17 protein-coding genes are annotated in these 20345 nt (G+C 54.2%); 1 reads left to right on the plus strand and 16 read right to left on the minus strand.

What is annotated here, in order from left to right; genetic code table 11:
- Window positions 1–632: 632 nt before the first annotated feature.
- The 10 genes from gyrB to groES form a co-directional block, all read right to left on the minus strand.
- Window positions 633–3071 (minus strand): DNA topoisomerase (ATP-hydrolyzing) subunit B, encoded by a 2439-nt coding sequence (gene gyrB / locus H6853_00855; protein ID USO04555.1) that lies wholly within the window; start codon window positions 3069–3071, stop codon window positions 633–635.
- Window positions 3072–3226: 155 nt separating this feature from the next.
- A complete protein-coding gene (recF, locus tag H6853_00860; protein USO03864.1) occupies window positions 3227–4420 on the minus strand; it encodes a DNA replication/repair protein RecF in 1194 nt (397 codons plus the stop codon).
- A 42-nt stretch (window positions 4421–4462) separates the two neighbouring features.
- Window positions 4463–5368, minus strand: a complete 906-nt coding sequence (locus H6853_00865; protein USO03865.1) for an EamA family transporter — start codon at window positions 5366–5368, stop codon at window positions 4463–4465.
- 7 nt (window positions 5369–5375) lie between these two features.
- Complete coding sequence (locus tag H6853_00870; GenBank protein ID USO03866.1) at window positions 5376–6347, minus strand: 2-hydroxyacid dehydrogenase; 972 nt, start codon at window positions 6345–6347, stop codon at window positions 5376–5378.
- Entirely contained in the window at window positions 6347–7462 is a 1116-nt protein-coding gene (locus tag H6853_00875; protein USO03867.1) for a DNA polymerase III subunit beta, read from the minus strand. Before H6853_00875 ends, H6853_00870 begins: the two co-directional genes overlap by 1 nt.
- Before the next feature lie 195 nt (window positions 7463–7657).
- Window positions 7658–9091: a chromosomal replication initiator protein DnaA gene (dnaA, locus tag H6853_00880; GenBank protein USO03868.1), complete on the minus strand. Its 1434-nt coding sequence runs from the start codon at window positions 9089–9091 to the stop codon at window positions 7658–7660.
- Window positions 9092–9675: 584 nt separating this feature from the next.
- Window positions 9676–9945: a 30S ribosomal protein S20 gene (gene rpsT, locus H6853_00885; GenBank protein USO03869.1), complete on the minus strand. Its 270-nt coding sequence runs from the start codon at window positions 9943–9945 to the stop codon at window positions 9676–9678.
- Window positions 9946–10042: 97 nt separating this feature from the next.
- Entirely contained in the window at window positions 10043–10414 is a 372-nt protein-coding gene (locus tag H6853_00890) for a hypothetical protein (protein ID USO03870.1), read from the minus strand.
- A 99-nt stretch (window positions 10415–10513) separates the two neighbouring features.
- The gene (groL, locus tag H6853_00895; protein ID USO03871.1) at window positions 10514–12166 is read right to left on the minus strand and encodes a chaperonin GroEL; all 1653 of its coding nucleotides are present in this window, start codon (window positions 12164–12166) and stop codon (window positions 10514–10516) included.
- A 67-nt stretch (window positions 12167–12233) separates the two neighbouring features.
- The gene (gene groES / locus H6853_00900) at window positions 12234–12524 is read right to left on the minus strand and encodes a co-chaperone GroES (protein ID USO03872.1); all 291 of its coding nucleotides are present in this window, start codon (window positions 12522–12524) and stop codon (window positions 12234–12236) included.
- Window positions 12525–12721: 197 nt separating this feature from the next.
- On the opposite strand from groES, the gene H6853_00905 reads away from it, so the two are divergent.
- Window positions 12722–12985 carry a Usg family protein gene (locus H6853_00905; GenBank protein USO03873.1) on the plus strand — a complete coding sequence of 88 codons (264 nt, stop codon included), beginning with the start codon at window positions 12722–12724 and terminating at the stop codon, window positions 12983–12985.
- Between the two features lie 117 nt (window positions 12986–13102).
- Here the strand turns inward: H6853_00905 and H6853_00910 are convergent, their stop codons facing one another.
- The 6 genes from H6853_00910 to H6853_00935 all read right to left on the minus strand — a co-directional run bounded on the left by H6853_00910 (window position 13103) and on the right by H6853_00935 (window position 20261).
- The gene (locus tag H6853_00910; protein USO03874.1) at window positions 13103–13420 is read right to left on the minus strand and encodes a 2Fe-2S iron-sulfur cluster binding domain-containing protein; all 318 of its coding nucleotides are present in this window, start codon (window positions 13418–13420) and stop codon (window positions 13103–13105) included.
- Entirely contained in the window at window positions 13417–14211 is a 795-nt protein-coding gene (locus tag H6853_00915) for a hypothetical protein (GenBank protein ID USO03875.1), read from the minus strand. The genes H6853_00910 and H6853_00915 overlap by 4 nt, the downstream gene beginning before the upstream one ends.
- A gap of 9 nt (window positions 14212–14220) precedes the next feature.
- On the minus strand, window positions 14221–15264 hold the full coding sequence (locus H6853_00920) for an NAD(P)/FAD-dependent oxidoreductase (protein USO03876.1): 1044 nt from the start codon (window positions 15262–15264) through the stop codon (window positions 14221–14223).
- A gap of 7 nt (window positions 15265–15271) precedes the next feature.
- The gene (locus H6853_00925; GenBank protein USO03877.1) at window positions 15272–16333 is read right to left on the minus strand and encodes a glycosyltransferase; all 1062 of its coding nucleotides are present in this window, start codon (window positions 16331–16333) and stop codon (window positions 15272–15274) included.
- 34 nt (window positions 16334–16367) lie between these two features.
- Window positions 16368–17075, minus strand: coding sequence for a hypothetical protein (locus tag H6853_00930; GenBank protein USO03878.1), 708 nt, complete (start codon window positions 17073–17075; stop codon window positions 16368–16370).
- A 774-nt stretch (window positions 17076–17849) separates the two neighbouring features.
- Complete coding sequence (locus tag H6853_00935; GenBank protein USO03879.1) at window positions 17850–20261, minus strand: Rne/Rng family ribonuclease; 2412 nt, start codon at window positions 20259–20261, stop codon at window positions 17850–17852.
- Between the last annotated feature and the right edge of the window lie 84 nt (window positions 20262–20345).

Below are 20345 nucleotides of genomic sequence, written 5' to 3' on the forward strand. Positions count from 1 at the left end.
CTCCTTGTTGCGCCTTGCGTTACAGCCCCTTTCAGGGCCCCGTTAAAACAGCCCATTATAGGATATTATTCCTAATCTGTCAAGAATTGGATTTTAACACGAAGGGCACAAAGGACATGAAGTCCGCGAAAGCATCGCCGGCGCGCATTTCATTTTTTACCGCAGAGGCGCAGGGAACGCAGAGTTCTTCTTATCGTCATGCCCGCGAAAGCGGGTATCCAGTGCCCAAGAGCAACACAGAAACTTATGTCTCCGGACTCCCGCCTTCGCGGGAGTGACGGGTAAAAAGCCGCCTGTCATTCTGAGCGCAGCGAAGAATCTCATCATAGATGCAAGGCAATACCTTAAAAGACGTTGAGACTCGGATTTTAACACGAAGGGCACAAAGGACATGAAGTCCGCGAAAGCATCGCAAAAACCGGTAAATCGTTTTTACCACGAAGCTTACGAAGCTTGCGAAGAAACACGAAGTCATTGTTTGAAAAAGAAAAACTTCGTGAAACTTCATGTCCTTTGTGCCCTTCGTGTTAAAAATTCGAAACAATCAACACGTCAGATTTTTAACGAAAGGAACCGGATTCCCCGACTTCAGGCCGCTTGCGCGGCCCTTCGCCCGGAAGGACAACAAGACCTTAAGCGTCCAGCTGCGCCTTGAGGGCGTTTTCCTGAATAAAGTCGCGGCGGGGCTCCACCACATCGCCCATCAGCGTCGAGAAAAGCTCGGAAGCTTTTTCGGCGTCCTTGACCTTCACCTGCAGCAGTACGCGAGCCTCCGGATCCAGCGTGGTTTCCCAGAGCTGCTCCGGATTCATTTCCCCCAGACCTTTATAACGCTGCATGGACAGGCCTTTTTTGCCCTGCGCAAGCACCGCTTCGAACAAAGCCGCAGGACCCGCGACCGTCAGTTCCTTTTCCGCCGTCACCAGCTTTGCCGGCCGCGCAAAATTTTCGTTCATCCACTCCCGCCCTTTTTGCAGGCGCAACGCATCGGGAGAGCGGATATGGTCGGGCGTAATGTTTAAAGACTCTTCCACGCCGCGAATCACGCGCTTCAACACATAGCCGTCTTCCTCCGTAAAGGAGACTTCCCATGTTTTTTCGTTTTTGGCGGCCAGCGCGTTCATCCGCCCGGCCAGATCCTTCGCGTATTTATCCGCCAGCTTTTGATCCTCGAAAATCTGTCCGTCAAAGGCGCCGGCGATTCCCGCCTGCACGACAGCGTCACGGTTGCCGACCTTCCTGGCCAGCGCGTTCATGCTCGCCCGCAGCCCTTGCGATTTTTCGATCAGGTCGCGCAGGTCGTTCCCCGCGCGCTCCGCCCCGGTATGATCGACCAGTTTAAGGTCCCCCAGCGCCGCCGTAATCAGGTAATTTTCCATCTCGGCATCGTCTTTGAGATATGTCTCCCCGCCTTTTCCGCGCTTGACCTTGTAAAGCGGCGGCTGGGCAATATAGAGATAGCCTTTTTCAATCACCTCCGGCATGTACCGGAAAAAGAAAGTCAGCAAAAGCGTGCGGATGTGCGATCCATCCACGTCCGCATCCGTCATGATGACTATTTTGTGATAACGGATTTTATCCAGATTGAATTCATCCGCGCCGATCCCCGTGCCCAGCGCCGTAATCAGCGTTCCCACCTGTTCGGAGCCGAGCATTTTATCAAAACGCGCACGCTCCGTATTCAGGATTTTCCCCCGCAGAGGCAAAATGGCCTGGTTCTTCCGATCGCGCGCCTGCTTCGCGGAACCGCCGGCGGAATCCCCCTCGACAATAAAGATTTCGGAATCCGCCGGATCGCGCGACTGGCAATCCGCCAGCTTGCCCGGCAGGTTGGAAATATCCATGACGCCCTTGCGGCGGGTCAGATCCCGCGCTTTACGGGCCGCCTCGCGCGCCGTTGCCGCTTCGACAATCTTGCCGACAATCATTTTTCCTTCCACCGGATTTTCTTCCAGCCACATGCCGAAATATTCCGCGATCGCCGATTCCACAACCGGTCGCACTTCGGACGACACAAGCTTGTCTTTGGTCTGGGAAGAGAATTTCGGGTCCGGAACCTTGACGGACAACACGCATGTCAACCCTTCGCGCATGTCCTCGCCGGTCAGTTTGACTTTCTCTTTCTTCAAAAGACCTTTTTCATCCGCATATTTGGAAATCACGCGGGTCAGCGCCGAACGAAAACCCTGTAAATGCGTTCCCCCGTCGCGCTGGGGAATGTTGTTCGTAAAACACAGCATGGTTTCATGGTAGGCATCCGTCCATTCCAGAGCCGCTTCCACCGTGGTGCCGCTGGCGTCGTCTTCCGATACAATGGAAATCGCCTCTTTAATGATCGGCTTTTTGCTGCGGTCCAGCCACTCCACAAATCTCTGGATTCCGCCTTCGTAATGAAGATGCGATTCCTTGGGCGTTTCGCCGCGACAATCGGTCAGGTAAATATTCACGCCGGAATTCAGGAAAGCCAGCTCCCGCAGGCGCTCCTCCAATGTCGAAAAATCAAATTCCGTCATGGTAAAGGTTTCGGTCGACGGCAGGAAAGTCACATCCGTTCCGTTGCGCTCGCCTTCTTCCATGTCACGCTTCGGCTGGAGATCGCCCTCGGGCTCCCCGTGCCGGAAGCGCATAAACCATTCCTTGCCCTCTCGGCGAATCGTCAGGGTCAGATATTCGGACAGCGCATTGACAACAGACACCCCCACCCCGTGCAGACCGCCGGACACTTTGTAGGAATTCTGGTCAAATTTTCCCCCGGCGTGAAGCTGGGTCATAATGACCTGCGCTGCAGACACTTTCTCTTCCGGATGCTCGTCGACCGGAATGCCGCGCCCGTTATCCTTCACGGTCACGGACCCGTCGGCGTTAATCATCACGTCGATGCGGTCGCAGTGCCCGGCGAGCGATTCGTCAATCGCGTTGTCGACGACCTCGTAAACCATGTGATGCAAACCCGTGCCGTCATCGGTATCCCCGATATACATGCCGGGACGCTTGCGCACGGCATCCAGCCCCCGCAAAACCTTGATGGAATCGGCACCATAATCACCGGTATTGTTCTTTTTCGGAGGCATGTCTTTGTCTGTCTTTCGGGCTGCTGTACTCATAGGTTTCTTTTGCTCTAAAAATAAGGAAAAACCGCAGTTTTCTGCGCTATTTCATGAAGGCTTTGTTATAGCACGCAACCGGGACGAAAAACAGAGAAAAACAGGGATTTTACACCCGTTTTTCAGGCTGCAAGCCCTTGATTTAAAAGAAGAATTTCGCCCGTCCCGACAGAGAAAAACTGCGCATTGTTTTCTATCGCGGAAAACAGCTCCAGATCGGCCCCGCTCATCCAGACCTGCCCCCCGATCCGGTGCAATAATCCGAACAAAACGGCGCGCCGGTCCTCATCCAGATGGGCCGCGATTTCATCCAGAAGCAGGGCGGGAGGACTCCCCCGTTCCGCCGCCATCAGCCGCGCATGGGCCAGGATAATCCCGATCAAAAGCGCCTTTTGCTCCCCCGTCGAGCATTGACCGGCCGCCATGTTCTTGGCCGCATAGGACACGCTCAGATCACTTTTATGCGGCCCGGTCGCCGCGCCGCCGGTCTGCGCATCGCGGACGCGGGATCGCGCCAGTTGAGAGACGAACATCTCTTCCACTTCCAGCGCGGGCGCCTTTTGCAAAAGCTCCTCAATCGTTCCCCGCACAGACAATCCGGCCTGCGGGAAAAAACCTTTTTCCTCCGAACCGGCCTGCAGGCAGGCTTTTTGCAGGCGCCGGACAAATTCCAGTCGCGCCGCCGCCAGCGCCACGCCCGTTTGCGCCATTTGCTGTTCCAGCCCCGTGAGCCACGCCGGATCGCCTTCCCCTTCAGAAAGAATTTTCGAGCGCTGGCGCAGCGCATTCTCGTAGCGCGTGGCCCGGCCCGAATGCCCCGGATCATACGCGAAAACAAGCTTGTCCAGAAAGCGCCGCCGCCCGCCTGCGCCATCAATAAACAGCCGGTCCATCTGCGGGGTCAGCCAGACGCAGGACAAATAATCGCTTAAAGCCATCTGGCTTTTGGCGGGCACGCCATTAATCTGGATTTTCCGGCGGCCTGTCTGCGTATCCAGCCCCGTCCCCAGCTTCACCGGCCCGCCGGACGTTTGTACGGTGGCGGATATGGCCCACGGATTTAATCCCTCACCCTCCCGCTTTGCGGGTCCCTCCCTCTCCCCATGGGAGAGGGTAATGTGCTGCCGCTGCATCTCGAAAGCCCCCGCGCCGCGCAGGCCCCGGCCCGGCGTGAGCAGGGACACCGCTTCCAATATATTGGTCTTGCCCGCGCCGTTCGGCCCGCTCAAAACAATCAGGCCGGGAGAAAGACCTTCCAGCCGCGCGTTTTCATAAGAGCGAAAATGGGAAAGAGCTAAACGGGAAATATAGGACATAGACACATTTTAAACGACAACATCACAGAAGAACACGGGGTTTTACAGGGAAAGCAAATATACGCCCAGTATTATAAAGCTGATCATCACAAATTTAAACAAAAGCGGCCCATCTAGCGCTTTTCTGGGAAAAATAGAGGAAGAAAAAAGCCCGGCCAGCAGGGACAAAATCAGAATAAAAGCTGGCTGCACCCCGCCGATCGTCTGGACCAGCGCCACGGAAGGCCCCACCGAAGCAGCCTTATACCAGACGGCCATAGCGACCGATTGAAGCAGAACCTGTATTAAAAAGATAAAGAAAACAAAACGGCTTTTCCCTCTGGCAATCTCCAATGCCTTTCCGCGCCATGACGGCACAGACAAAACAAGAAAGGTTGACCCCAGCGAAGACCCAATCCACGACCAGAAAGCAAAGATCTGCCAGCTATATTGAACAATGAAGAACTTGGAGAGCACCATAAACACGGCAATGATCATGGACGCCAGCAACATCAAAAGAACCGCTTTTTTATTGATCGCCTTCTTTTGAAAATCGTACCCCACCATGATGGAAGCGCTGACAATCAAAAGTGCCTCACCCGCCTGAAGAAACGTTGCCGTTTCCCCAAGAAACACCAATGCTAGTATGAAGACGAAAACCGGTATCGTCTGGTAGATCGGCACCGCATTCCCGGCATTATCTTCCTGAAGCGCGTAGATATAAGGAAGGAAAGAAGACGTTAGTAAAAAACCCAGCCCCATCATCATAAATGCTGGAAAAAGATTCACCTCTATCACATGCGGTACAAAAACGTAAAAACTGGCCGCCGCAAAAATTTCAAATACAGCAGAGGCGTAGATAAGCAGCGCCCCCGATCCGGCAAATGTGCTTTTGGCCAGATATTCATCCATCAGATTGTTACACGCCCATAAAAAAGGTGGAATGCAGGAAAGGAGAATCCAGCTCATGACACGTTCACACCACAACATTCCGGGGCGTGCCGGATTTAAAGGCCGCGATATTTTCCGCAAGCTGATCCATCAGGCGCTGGCGCGCTTCCCGGCTGGCCCAGGCCGTGTGCGGCGTAACAATGATGTTCGGAACATCCGGCTCCAGCAAGGGATTGCCTTCGCGGGGCGGCTCCCTGCTTAATACATCCACCCCCGCCCCGGCGATCGTTCCGGCGCGCAGGGCATCGGCCAAATCCTGTTCATTCACCACGCCGCCGCGCGCGGTGTTAATCAAAAAGGCGCTGTCTTTCATCATCGCCAGCTCTTTCGCTGTAATTAAATTTTCCGTCTCCGGCGTCAGGGGGCAATGAAGGGTCAGAATGTCGGATTGTTTCAGCACGTCTTCAAAAGGCCGCCGCCCTTCCCGGATATCGCCTGCGCCGGGGCGCTCTGCGATCAAGACCTCCATACCAAAGGCCCGCGCAATCGCCTCAACACCCCTGCCCAATGTCCCATGCCCGACAATTCCCAGCGTTTTTCCCGCAAGCTCTGTGATCGGAAAATCCAGAATCGAAAACGTCCGGCTCGCCTGCCAGCGCCCCTGCCGGACGATATCATTGTATTGCGTCAGCCCCGTCGCCAGCGCCAGTATCAACGCAAAAACATGCTGTGTGACCGCTTCGGTCGCATAATTCGTGACATTGCAAACGGTCACTCCGGCCTCTTTCGCCGCCTCAAGATCCACATTGTTCACGCCCGTCGCCGCCACGGCGATCAGCTTCAAATCCGGCGCGTTTTCAATGATCTCCCGCGTCAGGACCACTTTATTGGAAATAACAACATGCGCGCCCTCGATGCGCTGCGCAATCTCGTCCGGCTTCGTATGATAATGGATATCCCAGCGTTCGAGCGTGCCTTCAAGAGCCGTTAAATCCAGCTCTTCGGGCCTGTAGGTTTCAAAATCAAGCCCGACCCCTTTGGAAACAGGTGCGGGCATCACACCCGCAGCGGCATCAACACGTAAAGGGAAGACGTATCGCTGGTGTCCTGGATAATCGTCGGGCTGGCAGAATCGGCCAGCGTCAGGCGGCAGCCATCCCCCTCGATCTGGGAGGTGATATCCAGCAGATATTTGGCGTTAAAGCCGATCTCCATATTGTCGTTCCCGTTGATTTCCACATCCTCTGTCGCGCTGCCGGATTCCGGCGAATTGGCGGACAGCGTCATGGTCTTGCCGTTCAGGGCAATTTTCACCGCATGAGACTTGCCGTCGGAAATCGTGGACACGCGGTCAATCGCCCCGGTGAATATTTTCGGACTGATCTCCACAACCTTGTCATTGCCTTCGGGAATGACGCGCTGATAATCCGGGAAGGTCCCGTCGATCAGCTTCGACGTCAGGACGATATGGTCAAAGGTAAAACGGATTTTGCTTTCCGAGAGGCTGATCTGGATTGAATCGCCGGCCTCATCGATCAGCTTGCGCATCTCGGCCACAGCCTTGCGCGGCAAAATAACGCCCGGCATATCGGCCGCACCCTCGGGCAGCGGCATTTCAAAACGCGCCAGACGGTGGCCGTCCGTCGCCACCGCACGCAGAACCTTCACACCGGCATTTTCCGCCGCGTGAATGTAAATGCCGTTCAGGTAATAGCGGGTTTCCTCCGTCGACATCGCAAATTTCGTCCGATCGATCAAAGCGCGCAGGTCGTTGGCGGGCAGGGAAAAGCTTGTGCCCAGATCGCCCTGACCGATTTCCGGGAAGTCCGCCACAGGCAGACACGCCAGCTTGAAGTTGGAGCGGCCGGCTTTGACGCTCATCTGGTTCCCGGACGGCTCCAGAACGATTTCGATCTGCGCGTCTTCGGGCAGTTTTTTGACAATATCGAACAGCGTGCTGGCAGGCGCCGTGGTCGCGCCGGATTCGGTGACCTGCGCCGCCACAGCCTCGTTAATCTCCATATCCATGTCGGTCGTGGAGAGGCTCAAAACCCCGTCTTCGGCCTTCAAAAGCACGTTGGAGAGAATCGGAATCGTATTCCGGCGCTCCACGGCGCTCTGGACATGGCTTAAGGAACGTAAAAGGGCGGTGCGGTCTATGCTCAGCTTCATCGCAAAAATCCATTCATCATTTATCTGCTTTAGGAACCCCGACTATAGCACACAAGACCCTGCTGCCAAGCGGTTTTAGAGGGTTTTCCCATAGGTTATAAGAATAGAAAAAGCGGGGCTTCCATAAAGGGAAAGCCCCGCGCAAAGATAAGGAGATGGAACATAACAGGAAAAACGCGAATATCAGCCGGAATATCAGCCGGTCAGGGCCCGTTTGATGACATCGACATCCTGTGCGAAGGATGGGTCTTCCCCCGAAAGCTCTTCGATCTTGCGCACGGCATGCATGACCGTCGTATGGTCCCGCCCGCCGAATTTGCGGCCGATTTCCGGCAGGGAACGCGCCGTAAGCTGCTTGGACAGGTACATGGCCACCTGCCGGGGACGCGCCACGTTGCGCGCCCGGCGCGCCGAGTGCATATCCGCAAGGCGAATATTGTAATGCTCGGCCACTTTGCGCTGGATTTCATCAATCGTAATCCGGCGGTCATGGGAGCGCAAAAGATCCTGAAGCACTTCCTGCGTCGTTTCCAGCGTGATGTCCCGCTTGGCCACGTCCGCATGGGCCACGATCCGGTTCAGCGCCCCTTCAAGTTCACGGATGTTCGACGTGACCTTCAGCGCCAGAAATTCCAGGACGGCTTCGGGCACATTCGCCTGAAGCTGTTTCTTTTTGGCCTTCAAAATGCCAAGGCGCAGATCGTAGGTGCTGGGCTGTATATCCGCCACAAGCCCCCAGGCCAGACGGGAGCGGAGCCGCTCGTCCAGTCCTGTGAGATCGCACGGCGCTTTATCGGATGAAATGATAATCTGCTTGTTCTGATCCACCAGCGCATTGAAGGTATGGAAAAATTCCTCCTGCGTCGATTCCTTGCCGCTGATGAACTGGATATCGTCAATCATCAGCACGTCCACGGAGCGGAAAAAGTCCTTAAAGGCCATCGTCTCATTCGCGCGCAACGCCTTGACGAACTGATACATGAATTTTTCGGCAGACAGATACATAACCCCTTTACCCGGATTCTGCTCCTGCATGGCCCAGGCGATCGCGTGCATCAAATGCGTCTTGCCCAGCCCGACGCCGCCATAAACGAAAAGCGGATTGAACGGAACGCTCGCGCTCTCGACAACACGGCGCGCCGCCGCATGCGCCAGCGCATTTGGTTTTCCTACAACAAAACTATCGAACGTAAAACGCTGATCCAGCGGAGAGGAAATATCAAAAAGAGCCTCCTGTTCCCTGGTTTTATTTTCATTTGCCTTGAGGGGCTTGTCCGCCTCTTCCTCATCATCCAGCGGAAGGGCGCTTTGAACGACGACGATCTCAAGACGTTTGATCTCGCTGCTTTGCTCTGCGCACATCTCAAGAATGCGGGCCGCATAATGGGTCCCGATCCAGTCCTTCATAAAGCGCGTGGGCACGGAGACCTCCAGCGTGCCGTGATAGGACGCGCGCAGCTTCAAAGGTTTCAACCAGCTCCGGAAAACGGCTTCCCCGAATTCGCCGCGCAAGGCTTTATGAACTTCTTTCCAGACGGCCAGAATCTCCGGGCTTGGCTGGAAAGATTCAGGGGCGGTATTTTCTTTCTGGTGCGCGGCGGTGGTGCCACTTCCTTTTACATTCGTCATTCCTTTTGATCTCCACTCACGTTTTTATATTTACAAAATTGAATTCACAATATCATTCCAAATCATTCCGATTTGTCACTCAAACCAACCCGCGCTTTGACATCAAAAAAGCACAAGCACAGCACATGCAAACAAACATGTTCACACCCGCACCAAGTCAAACCACTCTATAAAATAAGGCTCACGGCTTAAAATCTGGACACCTGCCGCGCAGGTTACGATTTTTGCTGTCTTCCCTCCAGTTTTATGCTGCCGAAGCAACAAAAACCCTCTATACCCCACCGACATAAAAACCTGAAAAAAACACCGTCAGATCTTCGGAGCATTTTTATTTTTTATCTCCATCGGAAACCCCTAAAAAAACTTTCAAAAAGTTCTCTGAAAAAAAATTTTTCCGGGGTGATTGAGAAGAACCGTAAACAGATTTTTTCACCCTTTCAACAGGAAAGAATCAAAAAAATTTAAAAAGAAATTTTTGTACAATGGATTCTGGAACATAAAAGAAAAGCCCTCATGAACAAATTCATAAAGGGCTTCAAAGCTTTTGTTTTTATGGCGGTTTTTAAAAACGGCAGAAAAAAATCCTACGCTTTTTTAAGCGCCTTGATGCTGCCGGACAAACGGGAAATTTTTCTGGCTGCCGTATTTTTGTGCCAAATTCCCCTGGCAACGCCGCGTTGAATTTCAGGCTGCGCCGCTTGCAACGCTTCCTGTGCCTGGGCAGCATCCCCGATACCGATCGCAGCTTCCACTTTTTTGATAAAAGTCCGAATGCGGCCCCGGCGGGCACCGTTGATAACCGCACGACGGGCATTGCGGCGAATTCTTTTTTTGGATGAGGCGTGATTGGCCATTTTTAATCTCTTTTTCGTTTCAAATTGTCTTAAAGTCGGGCTGTTTTACGCGGGAAACCTACCCTTTGTCAAGCAAAACTGTTGCCCCGAATCGCCTCTAACGCAGGGGAGAAAGCGTAAAATGAACGATTTCATAGCCCTGTTCCTCCCGGATTTCGAGCTGCAGAACCTCTCCCTCGCGCCGGTAGCTGCCGTCAGGGCGCTCCAGCCAGCCAAGCTGCGGAAGGGCTTCGCGGTAAAAGGCCTGTATTTCATGACGTGAAACACCCCGGCCCGCCGCCTGCGCCTGCGCGATCCGCCCCGAAGGCTTGTCAAAGGCCAGCGCGCCCTGCGGCAATTCCTCAAGCCCCGGCATCACGGGCACATCATAAAGTGTTTCAAAAAACGCGGCCGGCTCCTGCGCCGCCGCCCCGTTCGCCAGACACAAAAGGGCGCAGAGTGTTAGAATAAGGGTTTTCAAGTTTCTCATACCGCCCTTATAGCACCCAAGCGCCCAACAAAAAAGGCCGGAAGAAATTCTCCCGGCCTTTTGCATTTTGTTCCTGTGGAACGAAACGGGTGGAAAGACTTACATCATTCCCATGCCGCCCATTCCACCCATGCCGCCCATGTCACCCATGCCGGCACCTTCCTTGTTGTCATTCGGCGCTTCGGTCACCACGGCCTCGGTCGTAATCATCAGGCCCGCCACGGAAGCGGCGTCCTGAAGCGCTGTACGCACAACCTTCACAGGATCGACGATACCGGCTTTTACGAGATCGGTATATTTGCCTTCCTGCGCATCGTAACCAAAATTGGAATCTTTCTGGTCCTGCAGCTTCCCGACAACGATAGAGCCTTCCATGCCGGAATTTTCGGCAATCTGACGTACAGGCGCCTGCAGCGCGCGGCGGATAATATCGACCCCGACCTGCTGGTCCTCATTGGCGACCTTGATACCGTCCAGCACCTTCGCGGCATAAAGAAGAGCGGTCCCGCCACCGGCGATAATGCCTTCCTCCACAGCCGCGCGCGTGGCATGCATCGCATCGTCAACACGGTCCTTGCGCTCTTTCACTTCCACTTCCGTGGCCCCGCCAATGCGCAAAACAGCAACGCCGCCGGACAATTTCGCCAGACGCTCCTGCAGTTTTTCACGGTCATAGTCAGAGGACGTGTCTTCAATCTGCGCCCGAATCTGGGAAACGCGGGCTTCGATGTCCTTTTTACCGCCGGCGCCGTCAATGATGGTGGTTTCGTCTTTGGTAATCTGAACCTTCTTGGCCGTGCCCAGCATGTCCAGCGTGACATTCTCCAGCTTGATGCCCAGATCTTCGGACACGATCTGTCCGCCGGCCAGAATGGCCATATCTTCCATCATCGCTTTCCGGCGGTCGCCGAAACCGGGTGCTTTCACAGCGGCAATTTTCAAACCGCCGCGCAGTTTATTCACGACCAGCGTCGCCAGGGCTTCGCCTTCCACGTCTTCGGCCACAATCAAAAGCGGGCGGGAAGACTGAACCACGGCTTCCAGAACAGGCAGCATCGCCTGCAAATTGGACAGCTTGGCTTCGTGGAACAGGATGTAAGGATTGTCGAGTTCACAGACCATTTTGTCCGGATTCGTGATGAAATACGGAGACAGATATCCGCGGTCGAACTGCATGCCTTCGACAACCTCAAGCTCGTTCGAAAGGGATTTGGCTTCTTCCACCGTAATCACGCCTTCATTCCCGACTTTTTCCATCGCCTGCGCCAGCATTTCACCGATTTCGGAATCCCCATTGGCGGAAATCGTTCCCACCTGCTTGATTTCGTCATTGGTTTTGACAGCCTTGGCGCGCTTTTTCAGGTCCTCGACGACTTCTTTCACCGCCGCCTCAATTCCGCGTTTCAGGTCCATCGGGTTGCGTCCGGCGGATACGGCTTTCATGCCTTCCCTGACAATCGCCTGCGCCAGAACCGTCGCCGTCGTCGTTCCGTCTCCGGCCTGGTCGTTGGCTTTGGAGGCCACTTCGCGAATAAGCTGCGCCCCGATATTCTGGCGCTTGTTGCTCAGTTCGATTTCCTTGGCAACCGTCACGCCGTCTTTTGTCGTGCGCGGCGCGCCAAAGCTTTTTTCAATCACAACGTTGCGGCCTTTGGGCCCCAGCGTAACCTTTACCGCATTCGCGATGATATCCACGCCTTTCAGCATTTCATCGCGGGCGTCTTCATAAAAACGTACATCTTTTGCAGACATTGTTTTTTCTCCTTTTATATAAGTTAATTTTTTCAGGTCCCCGCCTGCGCGGGAACAACTTCACCGGTTAAGCGGCCAGAACGCCGATAATGTCGGATTCTTTCATCACCATCAGCTCTTCGCCATCGACGGTAATTTCGGTTCCGGCCCATTTCGAGAAAATAACGCGGTCGCCGGATTTCACATCCAGCGGACGAACGTCGCCGTTATCGTTCACATGTCCTGTTCCCACAGCGACAACTTCTCCTTCAATCGGTTTTTCCTGCGCCGTGTCAGGAATAATGATCCCGCCGGCCGTTTTTTCATCTTGTGCGATGCGGCGCAGAAGTACACGATCATGCAAAGGGCGAAATTTCATTTTGAGTTCCTCCTTTAAGAGTTTGATTTTGTTAACAAAATAACAGAGCCCCACCGGCCTGTTAGCACTCCCTTTTTGGGAGTGCCAAATATATAGGGCATCCCTTCAAATTTTGCAAGTTTTTTGCCCCTGCCCAAGACCCGCGCTTTCCCGGCCCTTTAAGGCATTGAACAGAAGTTTTGTGCTAGAATGGAGGGATGAGTGACTTGGAAATTCAACTGGGCGGATTCAGGCTGACCACGGCGCAGATTTTTTATCACATGCCGGATCACCCGCAGCTGATTCAGGAGTTCGTCTGGCAGGACTACGACCTCGCCCCCAAATTTCCAAAGCTGCACGGTTTTTTAGGGTTCTGGACCCGGAAACTGGACGGCCCGATCCATTCCGTCTATGTCGCCAAAAAGGAAATCATCACCCCCGGCGACGTCCGGCTCTGTGCATGCGAGTTTTTTCTACAGTAACCCCTCACCCACTTAGCCATCGCTTTGTCTTACGCCAAAGCGGGGCTTCGTTGCCCTCTCCCTGAAGGGAGAGGGGTTTTCAGGGCGGCGCTTATCAACGGCGGCGTCCGTCTTTCGTCAATCTTTTGTCCCGGGCGCCAATGTCACCTTCAGCCCGTCAAACTTTTCTTCCATCAAAATCTGGCAGGACAGGCGGGAGTTCTCCTCGACGCCGATAGCCTCGTCCAGCATGTCTTCTTCTTCCTGCGTCTTGGGATAAAGCCTGTCAACCCACGCCGCATCCACATAGACATGGCAGGTCGCGCAGGAACAGGCCCCGCCGCACTCCGCCTTGATCGGCAGGCCGTGATCGCGAATAATTTCCATGACCCGCCAGCCTTCAAGCCCTTCCAGCTCGTGCTCCTGCCCCTCCTGGTCCGTCACCAGAATTTTCATGACGCCCCTCCTTTTTTCCGGCCGTTGTTATAAAGATCGGACAAACCGTAAGCAATCCCCGCCGTACACAAAAGAACCTTGATCGTATCCAAAACAACCCGCAGAAAAATAATGGAAAAATGCACTATCTTCGGCACCTCCCCTTCCAGAAAAGGGGCTAAAATCATGCTCTGCCCGATGAGCATCGCCGCGACCGCCGGAACGAAACACAGCAGCCACACCCCGATAAGGGACAGGGAAGAGGAAAACCCGCCCAGCGATTTCAAATAATCCCGGGCCGGCATATTCAGGGCCAGCGGAATATAAAGCCAGATCAGCCGCACCGCCCAAAAGGCAAAAACAAGGGACGCAAAACCGAACAGCGCCTTGCGCGGGTCAATGTCTTCCGGCGCAGCCCCTTGCGGCCCGAAATGCAGCATGATCGTCAAATACCCGGCCAGCGCAAGATTGATTAACACATAGGCCAAAGTCCCGCTCATCACCCCGCGCAGGCGCTCGCGCAATAAAGGCATATCCGCCTCTTCGTCGCCGGAGGGGCGAAACGGCCAGCGCTGGCCCAGAACAATCAGCCGCACCAGATGGGACAGCATCCAGCCTTCCGCAAAATAGGCCGGCAGCAGACATAAGGACAGGCGCAGGATGTTTTCTTCATATCCCAGCGCCATCGCCGCCGTATAACAGGTCAGTTTAATCAGGGTCGGGACCAGCGCCAGATGCAGTAAATACGCGCGCTCTTCCCACAGCTTTATATAAGCCTTCCCCGCAGCCGTTATGATATCGAACGAAACCATGGGAAAAGACTAGGCCGCCTTATCAGATACGCCAAGTTTTTCCTGCAGATCGGTCGAAGAGGTTGTGTACTGAAACCGCAACTTCCGGTCCGGGTAAACGTAGCGGAACGCCTGCTGCGCCATGAGCGCGCCCTCATGAAACCCGGACAGGATCAGTTTCAGTTTTCCCGGATAATAATTGATATCGCCGATGGCGAAAATCCCGGCCGTGCCTGTTTCAAACTTTTCCGTATCCACCGGAATCAGGTTTTCATGCAGGTTTAACCCGAAATCCGCAATCGGACCCAGTTTCATCGTCAGGCCGTAAAAAGCCAGAAGAGTATCGCAGGCGACATCGTAAGGCTCTTCCCCCTTGGCCTGCATCGTCACGGACTCCAGCTGCCCGTCATGGCCGTGCAATGCCGTAATGTTGGCAATATGCAGATCCATCCGGCCGGCCTCCACCAGCGCGCGCATTTTAGACACGCTGTCGGGCGCGGCCCGGAAATCGGGCCGGCGGTGAACCAGAGCCATTTTAGCGGCATCGGGCTGCAGATTGAGCGTCCAGTCCAGCGCGCTGTCGCCCCCGCCCGCGATAAGGATATTTTTTCCTTTAAATTGATCGCGCTTGCGCACCGCATAAAAAACGGATGTTCCCTCATAGGCTTCCAGCCCCGGAATACTTGGTTTCTTCGGCACAAAAGAACCGCCCCCCGCCGCAATTACCACCACAGGCGCTTCCAGCACGGTACCTTCGTCCGTCGTGAGTTCCCAGCGGCCGTCCGCATTTTTTTCAAGCTTCTCCGCCATCTGGCTTAAATGGAATGTCGGGCCGAAGGGCGCGATCTGTTCCATCAGCCGGTCCGTCAGTTCCTGCCCGCTAATAACCGGATGACCGGGGATATCATATATCGGCTTTTCCGGATAAAGCTCCGCGCACTGCCCGCCGGGCCGGTCCAGAATATCGACCAGATGCGCTTTCATGTCCAAAAGCCCCAGTTCGAACACCGCGAACAGGCCCACCGGCCCCGCGCCCACAATAATAACGTCCGTTTTATGTTTTGCTTCTGTCATCACACCCCTATATTAGGTTTTCCTGCTTTAATATATCCAGATAAAATTCGATATAAGCCCCAACGGATTTTTCTTTCGTGAATTCCTCGCGATAACGTTTATACCCGTTTTTGACCAGAGTCATCCGAAGGACCTTATCCTCCATCAGCCTGCGAACGGCATGGGCAAGCGCCCCGACATCCTCCCGCGGCACCATCAGGCAATCGTCCCCGTCCCGGCAAAACTGGCGCGGCCCGTCGGCATCGGACACAATCACAGGCGTCTTTTCCGCCCAGCTTTGCGCAAAGACCGTGCCGAAAGGCTCCTTGCGGGAGGCAAAAACACAAATATCCGCCGCCTGCAAAAGAGCCGCGCGATCCGTGCGCCACCCCAGAAACCGCACACGCTCGCGCACGCCCAGATCATCCGCCAGCTTTTCCAGCGCGGCCCGCGCCGGCCCCTCCCCCGCCATCCAGAGATAAACATCCGGTAAATCCGGCAGGGTCCGAAGCAAAATATCCAGCGCCTTGTTTTCGTGCAAACGCGCCAGCGTCAAAAGGACCGTCGCATCCTTCGGCGTGTCCATATCCTTCCGGGCGACAGGAGACACATCCGACTCCGTTTCCGCAAAATTCGGCAAAAACCGAATCCGTTCCGCCTCGATCCCGCCTTTCACAAGATAGTCTTTCAAGTCCGGCGTGATCGTGGTGAAATAATCGGAAGATTTGAAATTCTTGATTTTGTAATAGCCGCCAAGACGGGAAGCCACCAGATAACGTTGCCGCGTTTTCGTCCTGGCCCAGCCGGGCGTTTTTTTGGCCGCGCGCGCCATCCATGTCTGCACGATCAGAGGTTCAAAATCGGCGATAATTTTCCCGATCCGCCACGGCGTATAAACATCCACCGCCCCGCCGAACGGCGCGGTATGAACAACAAGGCCTGCTTTTTCAAGGCGCGGCACCCGGATATCATTGGAACGGGTGACAATTTCGATCTCTTCGCCGGCCTCGTGCATCGCGATGCACATATCCACGAAGGCCGTCTCGGCGCCGCCATGCTCCGCCCCTGCCATGACCTGAAGGATTTTCATGCCTGAACGACCTTATGTCTGTTATCCGCCGGTATTATTGTTGCGCTTTTTCTTTTTTGGCTTTTTCTTTTTCAGCCTCTTCTCTGGCCGCTTTTTCCGCCCGCTCCACCCGCTCACGGATCACGCTTTCCGGCAGCAGCATGTCCTGCAAAATCTCAACCATTTCGTCTTCCGTCCGGTCCATGCTTTCCAAAAGGCTGGTGCAGGCCTCTTTGGTCGTCACAGGCACTTTCTGGATTTGCTTTTCCCCCTCGGCAAAAGCCTCGTCATTGAGTTTCAGGACATGTTTGAAATCGCTCTCAAAAACGACTTTTTGCGTTTTGATTTCTTCCGCCAGATATTTTTCCGCCAGATCCAGAACAGGCAAAACAGCCGCTTCCCACGCTTTGAAACGGTCCGCCATTCCCTGTTTCATATCCGGATTTTTCTTTCCGCACGCCTTGATCGCATTTTTGATGTCCCGGTCCACGATCCGCACGCTGCGGATCACGCCATGCTTGTTGCGGATCACAAAAAAGATATCCTTGCTCTTCTTATCCAGCGTTCCGATCAATTTGTTTTCGGCCTCGATCCATTTTGAAAGGGCCGTTTCCTTTTTCTCCGCCGTTTTGGGAGCCTCCTGCGCGGCCGTTTCTTTTTGGGCGTCCCGTTTTCCTTCCTCGGCAAAAGCACAAGGCCCCGACAGGAAACCGGCAGCGCAAAGAGCGGCAAAAGACAGCAAAGACGTTTTTAGAATATTCATGGATCAAAACCCTATCATTGAAAAATTTGTGCAAGTGTAACGCCTTTTCAGCACAAGCACAAAAAAAACCGCCGGGAAAAACCCCAAAGGGCCGAAAGGCCCGTAAAAAAAACCGCCGGGAAAAACCCGGCGGCTAAGGGGACGAACCCGCTTGCTTGCCATAAAGCCTTTGCCAAGGTGAGAAATGCGGGACAAAAAACCCGTCAGGCCCGGCAAACCAGCGAATAACTAACAAAAACTTCTCTGTTAAAAACCCGTTCCTTCTTTTGAAGGTCTCGCCGGACAGGAGCTTCCCCTCTCCCGTCCGGGACCCAATCCAGCCTTCCGTATCAGCCCGTCCGGAAGGCCCCCTCGTCTATTCTTCAAAGTCTAATCAAACTTCTCTCAAAAGCAGATAAAACATTGTTCAATTTTTATTATAATTATGAAAAATTAAAACCGGATAAATTTTGCGCGTAATTTATCTAAAATTTTAGAGGTTTCGGCATGCGCTCCCGCACCCGATTCCCGACTTCTTTTAGGGTATTCTGCGATTGAATCGAGCACGGCCCGTTTTGTCATCCTGAGCCGAAGGCGAAGGATCTGGGCGTTTCCCGGAGATTCTTCGCTGCGCTCGGAAATGACAAAAAGGGGAGCTTTGGATTGCCGCGTCGGGCTTCGCCCTCCTCGCAATGACGAAAAACAGGCATTCCAAAAAAAAGGGGTGATAAAAAAACAAGCCCATGGAAAACGCCAAGGGCCTGTTTTTTTGATAAACTTTTCTCGAAGAACCTTTTACTCAACCAGCTTGTTCCACCAGCCTTTTTTCTTTGTCTTCGGCGCTTCATTGACCGTTTCATAGTCTTTCGGCGCAGGCGGCGTTACGTCGTTTGACGGCTCCGCAGGTTTTTGAACCGGTTTTTTAGCAGGATTCGCCGGCTCTTTTTTTGCAGAAGATTTATCCTCTTTTTTATCTTCCGCTTTCCTGGCCACGCGCCCGCGTCTTGGTTTTTCTTCCTTGATATTCCCCTGCGGAGAGTCTTCTTTCACGGCGACATTTCCGTCCACGTCTTTCGGCGTATCAGGTTTCCGGTTTCCGATATCCTCCTGCGGCATTTGCGCATTCGGATTTTTATTCCGGCGCCCCCCTCTGCGGCCACGACGGCGGCCTGTCCTGGACCGGTTTGTTCCTTCCGCTTTGCCGGATTCGCCCTCACCCGTTTCCACATCCGCCGGACGAGCGGCCTTCGGCGCTTCTTTTTCGGCCTTGCCGGTTTTTTGCAAAACTTCAATTTTATATTCGGCCTGCGGCATATTGGCGTCGGTGCGCACATGCACGCGGAAATCATAACGCGCCTCAATCCCGGCAAGCATGTCGCGCTTGTGATTGAGAACATAAATGCCCACATCGTGAGGAAGATTTAAAGAAAGTTCGGCGGCCGTGCCTTTAATCCCCTCATCCTCCAGAGCCCGTATAGCCTTGATCGCCGCAAAATCAAGCGTCGGAACGCTCCCCTCGCCCTGACAATGGGGACAAACTTCAAACTGCATCTCGGCCAGAGAAGGGTTCATACGCTGGCGCGACAGCTCCAGAAGCCCGAAAGAGGAAATCCGCCCGACCTGAATCCGCGCCCTGTCCGAAGAAAGCGCGCCGCTTAATTTCTGTTCCACCTTGCGGTTATTCCGGCGTTCTTCCATGTCGATAAAATCAATCACAACCAGCCCGCCCAGATCACGCAGGCGCAACTGTCTCGCAACCTCGACGGCCGCTTCCAGATTGGTTTTTAACGCCGTTTCTTCAATATGGCGTTCCTTGGTGGCCTTCCCGGAGTTGACGTCAATCGACACAAGGGCCTCCGTCGGGTTAATCACCAGATATCCGCCGGATTTCAATCTCACGGTCGTCTGGCCGATATCGCTGATCTGGCTTTCAACATTGTAGCGGTTGAAGAGCGGGACCTTCTCGTCCTTATATTCCTGCACATATTTTGTATGGGAGGGCATCAGCATCTTCATGAAGCTCTTGGCCGTTTTGAAGCCTTCGCTGCCGGCAACCTGCACTTCATCTATATCCTTATCGTACAGATCACGGATCGAGCGTTTGATAAGATTGCCTTCCTCGTTAATGAGAGCGGGCGCGCTGGCCTGCAATGTGTCTTCGCGAATTGTGTTCCACAAACGGGTCAGGTAATCCAGATCGCGCTTGATTTCAGCCTTCGTCCGCGACACGCCGGCGGTCCGCAAAATAACGGACATCCCTTCGGGCACGTTCAGTTCCGCCAGAACCTCTTTCATCCGGCGGCGGTCTTTGTAATTCGCGATCTTACGGCTCACGCCGCCGCCGCGCGGCGAATTCGGCATCAAAACGCAGTACCGCCCCGGCAAAGACAGATAGGTTGTAACCGCAGCGCCCTTGTTGCCGCGCTCTTCCTTGGAAACCTGAATCAGCATGATCTGGCCGCGCTTGACGACTTCCTGAATTTTGTACTGGCGGCGCATGTTGAAACGGAACGGGCGGTCGCTGTCCACGCCTTCCCCGCCCACCATCTCCACACGGCGGCTGCCGGCAGCGGCGCGGCGGTTTCTGGAGCGCCCGCGGTAACGGCCCCGGGGCTTTTCCTCTTTTGTTTCTTCTTCCTGAGAGTCCTCCTCCAGAGAGGACTCTTCTTCCGCAGTCTCCGTTTCTTCTAAAACGTCTTCCTCAATATCGTCATCGTCTTTTTCCGTTTCCGCCTTTCTAGACGTTCTCTTTTTCTTTTTTTCCTTATCCTCCGGTGCCGGTTTATCCTCTCCTCCGACTTCCTCGATTATATCTTCCTCGATGAAATCCTCGTCATCGCCTTCCGGCCCGGCAGAGACATCTTCCGCGTCCGACATTTCTTCATCGTCATCCGCGCTTTCCTGATCGTGCTCTTCCAGTTCCGCCGCCTGCGCCGCCAGAAGCGCTTCGCGGTCCGCCACCGGAATACGAAAGTAATCAGGATGGATTTCAGAAAAAGGCAGGAAGCCGTGGCGGTTGCCGCCAAAATTCACGAACGCTGCCTGCAGGGAGGGTTCAACGCGTGTCACTTTGGCCAGAAAAATATTTCCCTTCAGCTGCCTGCGGACCTTGCTCTCGTAATCAAACTCGACCAGACGCTGGTCGTCCACAACCGCAACCCGTGTTTCTTCAACATGAGTGGCGTCAATCAACATTGTTTTTGTCATTTTAAATTCCTTTTCGGGCGCTGCAGCCATATCCCCTAGCGATCACAAGGAATAGCGGCGCAAGAACGCCTCAATAATAAATAT

Source organism: Rhodospirillales bacterium (genome assembly GCA_023898765.1).
Lineage (GTDB): Bacteria > Pseudomonadota > Alphaproteobacteria > Micavibrionales > Micavibrionaceae.